Below are 13,726 nucleotides of genomic sequence, written 5' to 3'. Positions count from 1 at the left end.
GGGGTTCTCGGACATCATGGCCGGATGAGGATCATGTTCGTCGGTGACTCGATGACCATTGGGAGCACCGGCGATTTCACGTGGCGCTACCGGATGTGGCAGCACCTGAACGCGACGTTCGACGGCCCGTACCGCATCGTCGGACCGCGCCACACGCTCCATGACCCCGTCGAGGGCGCCCCCACCTCGTCCGCCTACGCCGATCCCGGCTTCCCCGACGAGGCCCGCCGCCATCTCGCCGGCTGGGGCGAGGGCTGGCTGCACATGGCGCCGCTGATCGGTGACATGGTGCGCCGCTACGACGCCGACACCCTGCTGGTCTCGCTCGGCCTGATCGACCTCGGCTTCTATACGAACGCCGAGCAGACCGCAGAGAACGTGCGGCGCTTCGTGGCACAGGCGCGGGAGGCGGCACCGCACATACGGGCCGTGCTGATGCCGGTGATACCCAATGTCCGGGCGGCGGTGGACACCGCGTTCGGCGCGGAGTGCGAGCGCTTCAACGAGCTGCTGGCCAAGGCCGTTGCCGATCTCTCCACCCCCGGCTCGCCGTTGCTGCTCGCCTCCGAGCCGGACGGATGGGAGACCGACCGCGCCACGTATGACGGAACGCATCCGTCGGAGTGGGGGGAGCGGCTGCTGGCAGGAACGTTCGCCGGGGCGATGCATCAGGCGTGGGGGGTCGGGGCGCCGTACGGGGTGCTGTCGTCCCGCTGACGGTTCCGCTGGGGGTTCCCGGGGCGCGCGCCCTGCGGAGGTGCTCCTACCGGCGCGTCCACGAATCGGCCAGTGCGCACAGATCCGCCAGCGCCGCCTCCGTGCGCGCGCGGTCGCCGGTGACCAGGAAGTCGGTCTGGAGGCCCGCGTAGGCGCTGTTGAGGAAGGTGGCGTGCACCCGCGCCGCGTCGGGGGCGAGACCGCGGGCCTGGAGGGCCTCGGCGACGAATTCGGCGCGGTCCGCGAGGAACTTCGGGACCCGGCCGCCGAGCCGGCCGGCCGCCGCCAGCCCCTCGATCTCATGGATGAGCCGGGTCGCGCCGATGTTCTCGGGCTCCAGATGGCGCCGCCAGGAATCCCGCGCGATCGCGCCGATACCGCGCGAGGTGTCGTCCCAGCCCTCGGTGGCCCGCAGTTGCCCGTGCTGGATCTCGTCCAGCCGCTCCAGTACGGCGGTGAGCAGATCGTCCTTGTCCACGAAGTGGTGGGTGAGCACCCGTGTGCTGTGCCCGAGGGCGTGGGCCAGCGGGCGGAGCGAGAGGTTGGCGATCCCGGTCTCCACCAGGTGGCCGATGGCCGCGTCGAGGATCTCGGTACGGCGGCGGGGGTCGCGGGGCCTGGCCATCGGTCGGACTCCTAGCGGTGCGGGGGTGCCGGGCGGACGTCGGGACTCTCCTGGTCCCGTGCCCTTCGACCCTCGGAGCGGGTCACCCCCACCCTAATTAGGGAAACGAACGTTACGCTAATGGCATGTCCGCCACTTCCGCTTCCGCCGCGCGAGGGACCCGCCCTGCCCCCTGGCTCTGCGCCCTCACCCTGGGCGCCTTCGCCCTCCAGACCGATGACTTCGTCATCACCGGCGTGCTGCCCGCCCTCGCCCGCGGACTGACGGTCAGCGAGGCCGCGGCCGGACAGCTCGTCACCGCCTTCTCCGTCGTCTGCGCGGTGGCCGCCCCGATCGCCGCCGTCGGCACCGCACGGCTCCCCCGTCGCCGCCTTCTCACCACGACTCTGGCGCTCTTCTGCCTCGCCAACTTCACTGTTCCGCTGGTGAGTTCGTACGCCGCGCTGATGGCACTGCGGGTGGTGGCCGCGCTCGCCGCCGCTGTGGCACTGCCCACCGTCCTCGCCGTGACCGCGCAGCTCGCCCCGCCGGAGCGCCGGGGCCGCAGCCTCGCCACGGTCATGGCGGGGCCGACCGGCGCCGTGGTGATCGGCGTCCCGGCCGGCACCTGGACCGGGGCGGCACTGGGCTGGCGGGCCACCTTCGTCCTGGGCGGGGCGCTCGGGCTCGCCGCGCTGCTCTTCCTCCGCGCCACCCTCCCCCAGGTGCCGCCCGCCCCCGCCGCCTCGCTCGCCGCACGCCTGCGCCCGCTCGGCCGGTGGCGGCCGCCTGCTGCGCACAGACCGCGCTGCTGCTCTTCGCCACGGCCGGACGCCGACGCGCGGCCGGACGCCTCCGCGGCGGGAACCTCCACCGCCTGAAAGCCGGCAGGGGACGGCGGGGCCCGCTCCGCAGGACGAGTCCCCGCCCCACGGAGCGCACACCCCTCACCGGGAACCACGACCAGCCGAACTCCGCCACCCCCCGGGGTCCTTGCTTCGAGGGCACTCGAAGGCGTTGGCTGGACCACCATGAAGTACACGCAGCTCGGACGCACCGGACTCAAGGTCAGCCGACTCGTCCTCGGGACGATGAACTTCGGGCCTCAGACGGACGAGGCCGAAAGCCACACCATCATGGACGCCGCGCACCATGCGGGCATCAACTTCTTCGACACCGCCAATGTCTACGGCTGGGGCGCCAACAAGGGCCGTACCGAGGAAATCGTCGGCTCGTGGTTCGCCAAGGGCGGTGGCCGGCGCGACAAGACCGTGCTGGGCACCAAGCTCTACGCCAACATGGCGCCGAGCGACGACGGGGTCTGGCCCAACCACGACAAGCTCTCCGCGCTCAACATCCGGCGCTCGGTGGACGCGAGCCTCAAGCGGCTGGGCACCGACTACATCGACCTGTACCAGTTCCACCACGTCGACCGGGACACGCCCTGGGACGAAATCTGGCAGGCCATCGACATCCTCGTCCAGCAGGGCAAGATCCTCTACGTCGGCTCGTCCAACCACGCCGGCTGGCACATCGCCCGCGCCAACGAGACGGCCGCCCGTCGCGGTTCGTACGGCCTGGTCAGCGAGCAGTGCCTCTACAACCTCGCCGAGCGGCGCGCCGAGATGGAGGTCATCCCGGCCGCCCAGGGCTACGGCCTGGGCGTCATCCCCTGGTCCCCGTTGCACAGTGGGCTGCTGGGCGGCGCCCTGCGCAAGGAACGCGAGGGCGGCGCGGCCCGCTCGGGCGCCGGCCGCTCCGCGGAAGCCCTCGCCAACTCCGCGATCCGCGCCCAGGTCCAGTCCTACGAGGACCTGCTCGGCAAGCACGGCCTGGAGCCCGGCGAGGTCGCCCTGGCCTGGCTCCTGACCCGCCCCGGCGTCACCGGCCCGATCGTCGGCCCCCGCACGGCGGACCAGCTCGCCTCCGCGCTGCGCGCCGTCGAACTGGAGCTGTCGGACGAGCTGCTCGCCTCGCTGGACGAGATCTTCCCCGGCCCCGGCCCGAGCCCGGAGGCCTTCGCCTGGTGAGCGGACCGGGCGCCCGGCGGCCGGCTGCTGCCGGCTGCGGGGCGCCCGGCACCGGCGGCGGCAGCTCTCAGTGCAGCGCCGCCGCCACGACCACGACGACGAGCAGTACGGCGAGCAGACCGGACATGATCCGGTTACGGGTTTTGGGGTCCACCCTCTGAGCGTAACCGGGGCGGACCCGAACGTTTCAGCGGCCCGGGTGAGGCGGCCACCGGGCCCCGCCGTACTCAGTGTCCCAGCGGCCAGGACCCCACCGTTTCGTACCGCGGCTGCGTGCCCGCCGCCCCGGCGACCGGGGGATGGCTGCACACCAGCGAGAGCGCATCGACCGTCCAGGGGACGCCGGCGAAGTCCTTGAGGGCGGTCGCGTACGGGCGGAGGTCCAGGTCGGGGACGCGGTTCCTGGCGAGGGTGAGGTGCGGGGTGTACGGGCGGTGCTGCTCGTCCATGGAGATGCCGGTCCGCCGGGCCGCCGCCGATGCCGCGTCGGCGAGCATGCGCATGGCGGGGCGGTCGCCGTCCGCCCCGGCCCACACCACCCGGTCCGAGAACCGGCCGCCGCCGGCGATCCGCAGCGCAAAGGGGTCGCGGCGACGGGCGGCGCGGGCCAGGCGTTCGTGCAGTTCGGGGACGAGATCGTCGGGCACCTCGCCGTAGAAGGCAAGGGTGTAGTGCCAGCTGTCCCGGCCGGTCCACCGCAGCCGGCCGGCCGCCGGGAGTTTCTTCAACTGCGCCACCTCGGCGGCCAGTTCCTCGAGCGCGGGAGCGGGGGGCAGGACGGCGGCGAAGAGTCTCATGCGGTCAGTGTGGCGCAGGGCATATGGGGTCCGGCGGACCCCGATGTCTGCATCGCCACGCCCATGTCCGCGCCGCCGGAGCCCGCCCCCTTACTCCTACGCCGCCGGCGCCAGGTCCTTCTCCACGTGCGGAGCCGTTCCGGGGACCCGGGGCACGAAGGCGACGTGCTGATGGCCGCGGCGCAGGTCGATCTTGAGGCGCAGGCCGCCCACCCTGGCGAGGATCAGACCGATGACGGCCGCGGACACCATGGAGACCACGCCGCCCGCCAGGAAGCCGATCCGGGCACCGAAGGCGTCGGTGACCCAGCCGACCACCGGCGCGCCGAGCGGGGTGCCGCCCACGAAGACCATCATGAACAGGCTCATCACCCGGCCGCGCATGAGCGGATCGGTGGCCATCTGGATGCTCGAATTGGCGGTGACGTTGATCGTCAGGCCGACCATGCCGATCGGGGCGAGCAGCGCCGCGAAGACCCAGAACGACGGGGCGAGCGCGGCCGCGATCTCCAGGGCGCCGAAGAGGATCGCCGCACCGACCAGCAGCCGCAGCCGGGAGGTGGCGCGGCGGGCCGCGAGCAGCGCGCCGATCAGCGAACCGGCCGCCATCAGCCCGTTGAACAGGGAGTACGTGCCCGCGCCCTGGTGGTAGACGTGGTAGACGAACGCCGTCAGCCAGATCGGGAAGTTGAAGCCGAAGGTCCCGATGAAGCCGACCAGCACGATGGGCCAGATCAGGTCGGGGCGGCCCGACACATACCGCAGGCCCTCCCGCAGCTGGCCCTTGCTGCGCGGGACGCGGTCGACCTTGTGGAGTTCGGCGGTCCGCATCATCAGCAGACCGGCGATCGGGGCGATGAAGGAGAGGCCGTTGAGCAGGAAGGCCCAGCCGCTGCCGAAGGCGGTGATCAGGACACCGGCGACGGCCGGCCCGATCAGCCGCGCGGACTGGAAGTTGGCGGAGTTGAGACTGACGGCGTTGCGCAGCTCGTCCTGGCCGACCATTTCGGAGACGAAGGCCTGCCGGGACGGGTTGTCGAGGACGGTGACCAGGCCGAGGACGAAAGCGACCAGGTAGACGTGCCAGACCTGCACATGGCCGCTCAGCGTGAGCACGGCGAGGGCGAGGCCGGTCAGGCCCATGGCGGACTGGGTGAACAGAAGCAGCTTGCGCTTGCCGAAGCGGTCGGCGATGACGCCGCCGTAGAGCCCGAAGAGCAGCATCGGCAGGAACTGGAGCGCGGTGGTGATGCCGACCGCGCCGGAGGAGCCGGTGAGGCTGAGCACCAGCCAGTCCTGGGCGATGCGCTGCATCCAGGTGCCCGTGTTGGAGACCACCTGGCCGGTGGCGAAGAGGCGGTAGTTACGTATTCGTAGGGAGCTGAACGTGCCCTTGCGCGGTGTGGCGGCGGGGCCTGCGGCGACACCCGGGGCGATGCCCGGAGTGGTCGCGGTCGCGTCGTCGGAAACCGTGTCTTCTCGGGAGTTCGGTGCGGGGGCGGAGTGTGCTCCGGATCCCGTACTCAAAGTGGGTTCGCCTCCTCGGCCTCGGGTTCTACAACTGTGCGAGTTTCTCCAGCACGGGCGCGGCGGCCCGCACCTTGGCCCACTCGTCCTCGTCCAGCCCGGAGGCCAGCTCGGCGAGCCAGGCGTTGCGCTTGCGGCGGCTCTCTTCGAGCATCGCCTCGGCCTGTTCGGTCTGCGTGACGACCTTCTGGCGGCGGTCGTCGGGGTGCGGTTCGAGCCGGACCAGCCCCTTGGCCTCCAGCATGGCCACGATGCGCGTCATCGACGGCGGCTGCACATGCTCCTTGCGGGCCAGCTCGCCGGGGGTGGCATGGCCGCACCGGGCGAGGGTGCCGAGCACCGACATCTCGGTGGGGCTCAGCGATTCGTCGACCCGCTGGTGCTTGAGTCGGCGCGACAGGCGCATCACGGCGGACCGCAGAGCGTTCACCGCTGCTGCGTCGTCTGGGGGCACCTCCCGGCCGTCAGGCAGGGGGCGGGACAGTTCCGGCATGGTCTTTAGCATAACTCATTACCCTTTCTAAGGAAAGCCAAGGGGTGCCGCCCGTCGGAGATCACCCATACGAGTGAGGACGCAGTCGAAAGTGACGCGCCTGACCGCGTACGGACGCGACCGTGTCCATATGGGATCGCGAGTGCTCAGCCTGCGCGTGGACGGGGAGCTGCTGGAGCGCCTTCGGCAGCACGCCGCAAAACGCGGAATGAGCGTCCAGGACTATGTGGTCCGGACGCTCATCCGCGAGGACTTCGACGAGCGCTTCCAGTCGTCTCTCGACGAGACGGAGAAGCTGGGGGTGCGCTGGCCCGTTACTTGACCCCGAGCGCCTGCTCGATCGGGTCGAGCAGGAAGTAGACCAGGAAGCAGAAGCCGACCGCGTTCAGCAGCCAGGGGATCTCCTTGGCCCGGCCGGTCGCCGCGCGCAGCAGGATGAAGGCCAGGACACCGATCCCGATGCCGTTGGTGATGCTGTAGGTGAACGGCATCGAGATCATCGTCAGGAACGCCGGGATGCCGATGGTGGGGTCGCCCCAGTCGATGTCCCGCACGTTCGAGGCCATGATCAGGAAGCCGACGACCACCAGCGCGGGCGTCGCGGCCTGCGAGGGGACGACGGTCGCCAGCGGCGTGAAGATCAGCGCGAGCAGGAAGAGGCCGCCGGTCATCAGGTTGGCGAGACCGGTACGTGCGCCCTCGCCGACGCCGGCCGTGGACTCCACGAAGCAGGTGTTGGCGGAGGCGGAGCCGAAGCCGCCGCCCGCGACCGCGATGCCGTCGACCATGAGGATCCGGCCCATGTTCGGCAGCTGGCCGGTCTCGTTGTTCAGCAGCCCGGCCTCCTCGCCGACGCCGATGATGGTGCCCATCGCGTCGAAGAAGCCGGAGAGCAGCACGGTGAAGACGAACAGGCAGCCGGTCAGCACGCCGACTTCCTTGAAGCCGCCGAAGAGACTGATCTGACCGATCAGGCCGAAGTCCGGGGTGTCGACGATCTTGTCCGGGACGTTCGGCACCGCCAGTCCCCAGGACACGTCCGGGATCTGGACCAGGGCATTGATACCGATGGCGACCACGGCCATGGTGACCATGCCGATCAGGATCGCGCCCCTGACCTTCCGCACGATCAGCACGAACATCAGCACCAGGCCGAGTACGAAGACCAGCACCGGCCAGCCCTTGAGCTGTCCGCCCTGGCCCAGGCTCATCGGGACGGTGGTGTGCGCGGCGTCCGGGTTACGCGTCACGAAGCCGGCGTCGACCAGGCCGATCAGCGAGATGAACAGGCCGATGCCGATGGCGATGGCCCGCCGCAGCCCGTTGGGGATCGCGTCCATCACCCGCTGCCGCAGACCCGAGGCGACCAGGACCATCAGCACCAGACCGGCGAGCACGACCATGCCCATCGCGTCCGGCCAGCTCATCTTGGGTGCGAGTTGCAGGGAGACCACGGCGTTGATGCCCAGGCCCGCGGCGATCGCGATCGGGACATTGCCGATGAGGCCCATCAGCACCGTGCTCAGACCGGCCATCAGCGCGGTGGCGGTGACCAGCTGGGCGTTGTCGAGGTGGTGGCCGAATTTGTCGACACCGGCACCGAGGATGATCGGGTTCAGCACGATGATGTAGGCCATCGCGAAGAAGGTCGCCAGACCGCCGCGGAGTTCGCGGCCGACCGTCGACCCCCGCTCGGAGATCTTGAAGAAGCGGTCGAAACCGTTCTTGGGAGGCTTCGGACCCGGGTTCTTAAGGGTGTCGACCGGCGGGGTGGCCGAGGGGGGCATGCGGGGACCTCAGTCGGACAGGCCTGGGCAGGCGCGGGGGCCCGAGGGCCCGGAACACGAACAGAAACAGAAACAACCGGATCAGGTTGGAGGAAAAGACGAGCTAAACCAGCCGTATCCAGAAAGGTTCAGTATGAATAAACAATGCGCTGATCGCTATCTCCGCGCGTAGACCCTTGTGGCATACGGACCGCACCACCCGCCCCGCCCTCTCCGGCCCCCGACAGCCGCCGCCTGCCCCGTGCCACCGCCGCCCGCAGCCCCCGCACCCGCCCCCGCACCCGCACCCTCCCCGTAAGCTGACCCCTATGTGGAAGAAGTCCGAACTGCGCGAGGCCCCGGCGCCTCTCGAGGGCCCCGTCGTCGGCACGATCATCGGCGGCACCATCATCTGGTTCGTGCTCTTCCTCGGCCAGCTCCCCTTCTACGGCTGGTTCGCCGACCACGGCCACGCCTGGTGGGTGTGGACCTGTCTGGCCGGCGGCGGCCTCGGGCTGGTGGGCATCTGGTACGTACGGGCCCGGGACGCCGCGATCAAGCGCGCCGCGGCGAGCGACCAGCCCGCCGACCACCTCTGAGGCATACCGCCCACCACCCGCCCACCCAGCGGGTGAAGTGCGCATTCCGCCCGTAACGTCGAGGGCATGACGGAGCGGGCGAGGGCCGAAGTCGAGCACTCCGGACCGGGCGGCGAGCCGGCCGGACGGACCGCTCAGGAACCGGTCAACCCCGGGCTGACCGCCGCCGAGGTCGCGGAACGAGTCGCCCGGGACGAGGTCAACGACGTCCCCGTACGGTCCTCCCGCTCGGCCACGGAGATCGTCCGGGCCAATGTCCTCACCCGCTTCAACGCCATCATCGGCGTGCTCTTCGTGATCATCCTGATCGTCGGCCCGATCCAGGACGGCCTGTTCGGCTTCGTCATCGTCGCCAACACCGGCATCGGCATCATCCAGGAGCTGCGCGCCAAGAAGACCCTGGACGCCCTGGCGGTGATCGGAGAGGCGCGGCCCCTCGTCCGGCGCGACGGGGCCGCCGCCGAGGTCCCCGCCTCCGACGTGGTCCTCGGCGATGTCCTCGAACTCGGGCCCGGCGACAAGATCATCGTCGACGGCGAGGTGCTGGAGAGCGACGGCCTGGAGGTCGATGAGTCGCTGCTGACCGGCGAGGCCGATCCGGTCCTCAAGAAGCCCGGTGACCGGATGATGTCCGGCAGCTTCGTCGTCGCGGGCAGCGGCGCCTTCACCGCGACCAAGGTCGGCCGGCAGGCGTACGCGGCCCAGCTCGCCGAGGAGGCCAGCCGCTTCACCCTGGTCCACTCCGAGCTGCGCAGCGGCATCAGCCGGATCCTCAAGTACGTGACCTGGATGATGATCCCGACCGCGATCGGCCTCATCCTGAGCCATCTGCTCACCCTCGGCCTGCCGGGCGACGAGGCGATCCGCCGGATGGTCGCCGGCATCGTGCCGATGATCCCCGAGGGCCTGGTGCTGCTCACCTCCGTCGCCTTCGCGATCGGTGTCATCCGGCTCGGCCGCCGGAAGTGCCTGGTCCAGGAGCTGCCCGCGATCGAGGGGCTGGCCCGCGTCGATGTGGTGTGCCTGGACAAGACCGGCACCCTCACCGAGGGCGGGATGGACGTCAACGGTCTGCGCGCCCTCGACGGCGACGAGGCGTACGTCAAGGAGGTGCTGGGCGCGCTCGGCGGGTGCGATCCGCGGCCCAATGCCTCCCTCCAGGCGATCATCAACGCGTATCCGGCGGACGACGCCTGGCGCTGCACCCGGGCGCTGCCGTTCTCCTCCGCCCGCAAATACAGCGGCGCCGCCCTCAACGGCCCGGACGGCGAGAGCACCACCTGGCTGCTCGGCGCCCCGGACGTCCTGCTGTCGCCCGGCGACCACCGCCTCTCCGAGATCGACGGCCTCAACGCACAGGGCCTGCGCGTCCTGCTGCTGGCCCGCACCGCACGGGAGCTGGACGACCCCGAGGTCACGCGGAGCGTGCGGCCCACCGCGCTGGTCGCCCTGGAGCAGCGGCTGCGCCCGGACGCCCCCGACACCCTGCGCTACTTCGCGGAACAGGGCGTCCGGGCCAAGGTGATCTCCGGCGACAACGCGGTGTCGGTGGGCGCGGTGGCCGGCAAGCTGGGGCTGCCGGGCGCGGACGACCCCGTGGACGCGCGCGAACTGCCCGGCGACCGGGACGCGATGGCGGCGGTGGTCGAAGAGGCCGCGGTCTTCGGCCGGGTCACCCCGCAGCAGAAGCGGGCGATGGTCGCCGCCCTCCAGTCCCGCGGCCACACCGTCGCGATGACCGGCGACGGCGTCAATGACGTACTCGCCCTCAAGGACGCCGACATCGGCGTCGCCATGGGCTCCGGCTCCGAGGCGACCCGCGCCGTCGCCCAGATCGTCCTGCTCAACAACAGCTTCGCCACGCTCCCCTCGGTCGTCGCCGAGGGCCGCCGGGTCATCGGCAACATCACCCGTGTCGCCACCCTCTTCCTCACCAAGACCGTCTACTCGGTCCTGCTGGCGATCCTGGTGGCCTGCTGCCAGCTCCCCTACCCGTACCTGCCGCGGCATCTGACCCTGCTCTCCACCCTGACCATCGGCATCCCCGCGTTCTTCCTCGCCCTGGCCCCCAACAAGGAGCGCGCCGAACCGCACTTCGTCCGCCGGGTGATGCGCTACGCCGTGCCGTCCGGCCTGATCACGGGCCTCGCCGCCTTCACCACCTACCTGCTCGCCCGCGGCTACTACACCGGCCCGGACGCCCTGCCCGCCGAGACCAGCGCAGCCACCCTGACGCTCTTCCTCGCCGCGATGTGGGTCCTGGCGATCATCGCCCGCCCCTACACCTGGTGGCGGATCGCCCTGGTCCTGGCGATGGGCCTCGCCTTCCTCGCGGTCCTCGCCACCCCCTGGCTGCAGACGTTCTTCGACCTGCGCCTGGTCGGGACGACGATGCCGTGGGCGGCCGTCGCCATCGCGATGGTGGCGGCGGTGCTGCTGGAGATCACCTGGCGCTGGGTGGGACGGCGGTTCCCGGCCTGACGTCCGCCTCCCGTCCACCACCTACGCCCCGGCATCGCGACGCCCACCCCGCCTCCCCTAGAGTCCGTGCCCATGACATTCCACTCGGGAGCCCGCGCATTCGAGCTGCTGGCCCGCTCGCATCACCACTCCAGCCACTACGGCGGCCACTACGACTCCCACTCCTCCGGCGTCTCGTTCGCCGGCGCGTGGTGGATGATCCCGGTCGGCGTCGTGCTCGGGGTCGCCTGGGTGTTCGTGAAGCGGCGGCTCCGCTCCAGGTGAGCGCCGGCCGCGGCGCGCATGGTGCACCATCGGGCTGAGGAGGCCCCCGCGCTCCCCCACCGGCGGGCGGTACTTGGGGCCGAAGAGAACCTGCCCGGCCGATACCCCGGGCACTTCTGCCGTACTACGCTCCTGCCCCATGACATCCCACGGGGACCTGGCGTACAGGGTGCTGGCGAGCTCGCACCGTCACTACCACCACCACTACGGCGGCCACTACGGCGGCACCGGCGACGGCACCTTCGACTGGTGGGTGTGGCCCCTCCTCGCCCTCTCCGCCATCGTCGTCATCTGGAGCCTCGTCAAGAGATTCCGCTCGAACTGATCCCCTACGGTGCGCTGCGCGTCGTACTCACACCCCGCAGTGCCCCTCGCGTTCACGCCCCCGACGCGGCCAACCGAGCCCCCCGGCTCTCCGCGATGCGCCGCACATCCCGCAGCGCATCGGCCAACCCCCGGGCGAGGAACCGCAGCTCACGACTGGTGACCCGACGGCCGCCGAGCATGTCCTCCGCGTGACCGAGAATGGCATCGGCCATGCCGAGCTGTACGCCCTCGATCTCGTCAGCGACCCGGGAGACGTACCCGCCGCCCTCCCCCACGAGATAACAGGGCTTGCCGTCAGGACCCGACCAGGGCAGCAGCCGTACGGGGCCGTGGTGTTCCTCCGTCACGCCGGAAAGTTTCCCGATAGCGTGATTCATGTCGTCGACCTCCACAGGGCTGATGGCCACACCCCCGGACCGTGGCAGCGGTCGCGGGGGCTTTTCGTCCTCACTCAGCATTGCTGACGGAATACGCTGAGTGCACGCCGTACGTGTCACCAAAGTGCGCCCGTGGACAGCGAGTTGAAGGTGTGTTCGAGCAATGGAGCTGAACAACGAGGACGACGACAGGGCCACCCCGCGCTCGGTACTGGGCCGGCGCTTACGCCGCCTGCGGGAGACCGCGGGCCTTTCCCAACGAGCCCTCGCCGACAAGGTCGGTTACCCGCATACGTACCTCAGCCGGGTGGAGCGCGGGGAGCAGTTGCCCTCGGAAGCGCTGGCCGAGGCCCTGGACGCGCACTTCGCCACGGACGGACTCTTCGTCGAGTTACTGTCCATGGCGCAGGATTCGTCGATTCCGGACTACGGGCGTGCGGTACTTCATGGAGAAGCCAAGGCCGCTCGCATTCAGGTATTCGAGAGCAGCCTGATTCCCGGACTCCTGCAAACCGACGATTACGCCCATGCCCTGATTCGGAAATCACTGCCCGGCGAGCACGAAGAACGAGTAAACGAACTGGCGGCAGCGCGAATGCGCCGCAAGCGCGTATTCGACAAGGCAGAACCACCCTTCTACTGGGCAATCATGGACGAAGCCGCACTAAGGCGCCCAGTTGGGGGTGCAAAGTGCATGACTGGGCAGATTCACCACATCCTCACGATGGCTCGGTTGCCGCACACGTCGATTCAGATTCTGCCCTTCAGGGAGGGAGAACATCCATTGCTGGCCGGGAGTTTGACCCTGCTCACCCTCAGGAACGGCACGACGACCGGATATGCCGAGAGCTTCGCTTCAGGTGAATCGGTAGAGTCGCCGCGACGCGTCCTCCAGCTCACCCAGCGCTTTGATATTGCTCGCTCCATGGCATTACCGGAGAGCGGATCTCTCGATTTGATCCGCAGTTACCTGAGAGACTACGAAGATGAAGAAGATTCCTGACGCATCTGGTCTGGTCGGCTGGCGCAAGTCCAGCTACAGCAACGGTGAGGGCGCCGCGTGCATCGAGGTCGCCGATGGAATGCCCGGCGCTGTCCCGGTACGCGACTCCAAGAACCCGACCGGTCCCGCGCTGGCCTTCCGCGCGGACGACTGGGCCTCCTTCCTCACCGCCGTCAAGAACGGAGAGTTCGCAGGCTGAGCCACCGCGCAGTGCACCACGGCCGGCCGGCCCCCGCCGGATCAGGGCGAAGTGCACAGAAGAGGGCCCGTACGAGAGTTGGCTCCGAGGGAGCGTCGACAACTCGTTCATGGTGCCGTGGACACAGCTCATGCAGCGCGTCACCGGCCCCGGGAAGACCGTGCGCCGAGTGCGGGTCGTCACCGAGCCCCATAGCTCCTGCATTCAGTGGGAGTACGCGACGGCCCACGTCAACGTAGAGGCCGGCGAGTCCATCCGCTGGCTACCGCGCCACAAGCTGCACGAGGATCTGGTCTTCCCTGTAGAGGGCAATGACTGGTGGCTCTTCGATGACAAGCTCCTGGCCGTGGGGCACTTCGACGACACGGGGAGGGTCCTCGGGCCCGAAGTGATCGATGATCCCGAGACGGTCGCCGCATGCGCCCGCGTGCGGGATCTGCTCTGGGCCTCCGCCGTCCAGCACTCCGAGTACACGTCCTGAGAACCGCTCATGCCGCTCCGCGGCTCGACCGGCGGGCACCGGCCCCCGCCGCAGCGCGACG

Annotated in this window: 17 protein-coding genes; 11 read left to right on the top strand and 6 right to left on the bottom strand. The window is 70.0% G+C overall.

Features of this window, described 5'->3' with window-relative positions; genetic code table 11:
- Positions 1-24 precede the first annotated feature (24 nt).
- On the top strand, positions 25-717 hold the full coding sequence (locus K7C20_RS22250; RefSeq protein ID WP_030086362.1) for a GDSL-type esterase/lipase family protein: 693 nt from the start codon (positions 25-27) through the stop codon (positions 715-717).
- A 46-nt stretch (positions 718-763) separates the two neighbouring features.
- On the opposite strand, the gene K7C20_RS22245 is transcribed toward K7C20_RS22250, so the two are convergent.
- Positions 764-1,342 carry a TetR/AcrR family transcriptional regulator gene (locus K7C20_RS22245; protein ID WP_030086364.1) on the bottom strand — a complete coding sequence of 193 codons (579 nt, stop codon included), beginning with the start codon at positions 1,340-1,342 and terminating at the stop codon, positions 764-766.
- Between the two features lie 125 nt (positions 1,343-1,467).
- On the opposite strand from K7C20_RS22245, the gene K7C20_RS22240 reads away from it, so the two are divergent.
- Together K7C20_RS22240 and K7C20_RS22235 are read left to right on the top strand one after the other, a co-directional pair.
- Complete coding sequence (locus K7C20_RS22240; RefSeq protein ID WP_245171164.1) at positions 1,468-2,202, top strand: MFS transporter; 735 nt, start codon at positions 1,468-1,470, stop codon at positions 2,200-2,202.
- Positions 2,203-2,352: 150 nt separating this feature from the next.
- Complete coding sequence (locus K7C20_RS22235; RefSeq protein WP_030086367.1) at positions 2,353-3,351, top strand: aldo/keto reductase; 999 nt, start codon at positions 2,353-2,355, stop codon at positions 3,349-3,351.
- 227 nt (positions 3,352-3,578) lie between these two features.
- On the opposite strand, the gene thpR is transcribed toward K7C20_RS22235, so the two are convergent.
- The 3 genes from thpR to K7C20_RS22220 form a co-directional block, all read right to left on the bottom strand.
- Positions 3,579-4,148, bottom strand: a complete 570-nt coding sequence (gene thpR, locus K7C20_RS22230) for an RNA 2',3'-cyclic phosphodiesterase (protein ID WP_030086368.1) — start codon at positions 4,146-4,148, stop codon at positions 3,579-3,581.
- Between the two features lie 96 nt (positions 4,149-4,244).
- Positions 4,245-5,675, bottom strand: coding sequence for an MFS transporter (locus tag K7C20_RS22225; protein WP_030086369.1), 1,431 nt, complete (start codon positions 5,673-5,675; stop codon positions 4,245-4,247).
- Between the two features lie 28 nt (positions 5,676-5,703).
- Entirely contained in the window at positions 5,704-6,168 is a 465-nt protein-coding gene (locus K7C20_RS22220) for a MarR family winged helix-turn-helix transcriptional regulator (RefSeq protein ID WP_030086370.1), read from the bottom strand.
- A 130-nt stretch (positions 6,169-6,298) separates the two neighbouring features.
- Between K7C20_RS22220 and K7C20_RS22215 the strand changes: the two genes are divergently transcribed.
- A complete protein-coding gene (locus tag K7C20_RS22215) occupies positions 6,299-6,490 on the top strand; it encodes a ribbon-helix-helix protein, CopG family (protein WP_030086371.1) in 192 nt (63 codons plus the stop codon).
- Here K7C20_RS22215 and K7C20_RS22210 read toward each other — a convergent pair.
- A complete protein-coding gene (locus tag K7C20_RS22210; protein WP_030086372.1) occupies positions 6,483-7,955 on the bottom strand; it encodes an NCS2 family permease in 1,473 nt (490 codons plus the stop codon). The two genes, K7C20_RS22215 and K7C20_RS22210, sit on opposite strands and share 8 nt — an antisense overlap.
- Positions 7,956-8,263: 308 nt before the next feature.
- Here K7C20_RS22210 and K7C20_RS22205 point away from each other — a divergent pair, with 308 nt between their 5' ends.
- From K7C20_RS22205 to K7C20_RS22190, 4 genes are all read left to right on the top strand, one after another.
- A complete protein-coding gene (locus K7C20_RS22205; RefSeq protein WP_030086373.1) occupies positions 8,264-8,533 on the top strand; it encodes a DUF2530 domain-containing protein in 270 nt (89 codons plus the stop codon).
- A 66-nt stretch (positions 8,534-8,599) separates the two neighbouring features.
- Positions 8,600-11,014 carry an HAD-IC family P-type ATPase gene (locus tag K7C20_RS22200; protein WP_030086374.1) on the top strand — a complete coding sequence of 805 codons (2,415 nt, stop codon included), beginning with the start codon at positions 8,600-8,602 and terminating at the stop codon, positions 11,012-11,014.
- Between the two features lie 72 nt (positions 11,015-11,086).
- Positions 11,087-11,278: a hypothetical protein gene (locus K7C20_RS22195; RefSeq protein WP_030086375.1), complete on the top strand. Its 192-nt coding sequence runs from the start codon at positions 11,087-11,089 to the stop codon at positions 11,276-11,278.
- Between the two features lie 139 nt (positions 11,279-11,417).
- Positions 11,418-11,603: a hypothetical protein gene (locus K7C20_RS22190; protein WP_053208855.1), complete on the top strand. Its 186-nt coding sequence runs from the start codon at positions 11,418-11,420 to the stop codon at positions 11,601-11,603.
- A gap of 52 nt (positions 11,604-11,655) precedes the next feature.
- Here the strand turns inward: K7C20_RS22190 and K7C20_RS22185 are convergent, their stop codons facing one another.
- Positions 11,656-11,952: a hypothetical protein gene (locus K7C20_RS22185; protein WP_030086376.1), complete on the bottom strand. Its 297-nt coding sequence runs from the start codon at positions 11,950-11,952 to the stop codon at positions 11,656-11,658.
- Between the two features lie 193 nt (positions 11,953-12,145).
- On the opposite strand from K7C20_RS22185, the gene K7C20_RS22180 reads away from it, so the two are divergent.
- Genes K7C20_RS22180 through K7C20_RS22170 form a run of 3 tightly spaced genes read left to right on the top strand, consistent with a single transcriptional unit; the run spans position 12,146 to position 13,665 of the window.
- Positions 12,146-12,985 carry a helix-turn-helix domain-containing protein gene (locus tag K7C20_RS22180; protein ID WP_030086378.1) on the top strand — a complete coding sequence of 280 codons (840 nt, stop codon included), beginning with the start codon at positions 12,146-12,148 and terminating at the stop codon, positions 12,983-12,985.
- Positions 12,969-13,184: a DUF397 domain-containing protein gene (locus tag K7C20_RS22175; RefSeq protein ID WP_030086380.1), complete on the top strand. Its 216-nt coding sequence runs from the start codon at positions 12,969-12,971 to the stop codon at positions 13,182-13,184. The genes K7C20_RS22180 and K7C20_RS22175 overlap by 17 nt, the downstream gene beginning before the upstream one ends.
- A 40-nt stretch (positions 13,185-13,224) precedes the next feature.
- Positions 13,225-13,665: a DUF6879 family protein gene (locus K7C20_RS22170; protein WP_342452559.1), complete on the top strand. Its 441-nt coding sequence runs from the start codon at positions 13,225-13,227 to the stop codon at positions 13,663-13,665.
- Positions 13,666-13,726: the final 61 nt, after the last annotated feature.

Origin of the sequence: Streptomyces decoyicus, assembly GCF_019880305.1 — a bacterium.
Lineage (GTDB): Bacteria > Actinomycetota > Actinomycetes > Streptomycetales > Streptomycetaceae > Streptomyces > Streptomyces decoyicus.
Note: the sequence above shows the minus strand (reverse complement) of the source record. Positions and strands in the feature narration are given on the sequence as shown.

Excerpts from the sequence above, each read along its gene's own strand:
- K7C20_RS22250 (WP_030086362.1), top strand. The coding sequence starts at position 25 with ATGAGGATCATGTTCGTCGGTGACTCGATGACCATTGGGAGCACCGGC.
- K7C20_RS22245 (WP_030086364.1), bottom strand. The coding sequence starts at position 1,342 with ATGGCCAGGCCCCGCGACCCCCGCCGCCGTACCGAGATCCTCGACGCG.
- K7C20_RS22240 (WP_245171164.1), top strand. The coding sequence starts at position 1,468 with ATGTCCGCCACTTCCGCTTCCGCCGCGCGAGGGACCCGCCCTGCCCCC.
- K7C20_RS22235 (WP_030086367.1), top strand. The coding sequence starts at position 2,353 with ATGAAGTACACGCAGCTCGGACGCACCGGACTCAAGGTCAGCCGACTC.
- thpR (WP_030086368.1), bottom strand. The coding sequence starts at position 4,148 with ATGAGACTCTTCGCCGCCGTCCTGCCCCCCGCTCCCGCGCTCGAGGAA.
- K7C20_RS22220 (WP_030086370.1), bottom strand. The coding sequence starts at position 6,168 with ATGCCGGAACTGTCCCGCCCCCTGCCTGACGGCCGGGAGGTGCCCCCA.
- K7C20_RS22215 (WP_030086371.1), top strand. The coding sequence starts at position 6,299 with ATGGGATCGCGAGTGCTCAGCCTGCGCGTGGACGGGGAGCTGCTGGAG.
- K7C20_RS22210 (WP_030086372.1), bottom strand. The coding sequence starts at position 7,955 with ATGCCCCCCTCGGCCACCCCGCCGGTCGACACCCTTAAGAACCCGGGT.
- K7C20_RS22205 (WP_030086373.1), top strand. The coding sequence starts at position 8,264 with ATGTGGAAGAAGTCCGAACTGCGCGAGGCCCCGGCGCCTCTCGAGGGC.
- K7C20_RS22200 (WP_030086374.1), top strand. The coding sequence starts at position 8,600 with ATGACGGAGCGGGCGAGGGCCGAAGTCGAGCACTCCGGACCGGGCGGC.
- K7C20_RS22195 (WP_030086375.1), top strand. The coding sequence starts at position 11,087 with ATGACATTCCACTCGGGAGCCCGCGCATTCGAGCTGCTGGCCCGCTCG.
- K7C20_RS22190 (WP_053208855.1), top strand. The coding sequence starts at position 11,418 with ATGACATCCCACGGGGACCTGGCGTACAGGGTGCTGGCGAGCTCGCAC.
- K7C20_RS22180 (WP_030086378.1), top strand. The coding sequence starts at position 12,146 with ATGGAGCTGAACAACGAGGACGACGACAGGGCCACCCCGCGCTCGGTA.
- K7C20_RS22175 (WP_030086380.1), top strand. The coding sequence starts at position 12,969 with ATGAAGAAGATTCCTGACGCATCTGGTCTGGTCGGCTGGCGCAAGTCC.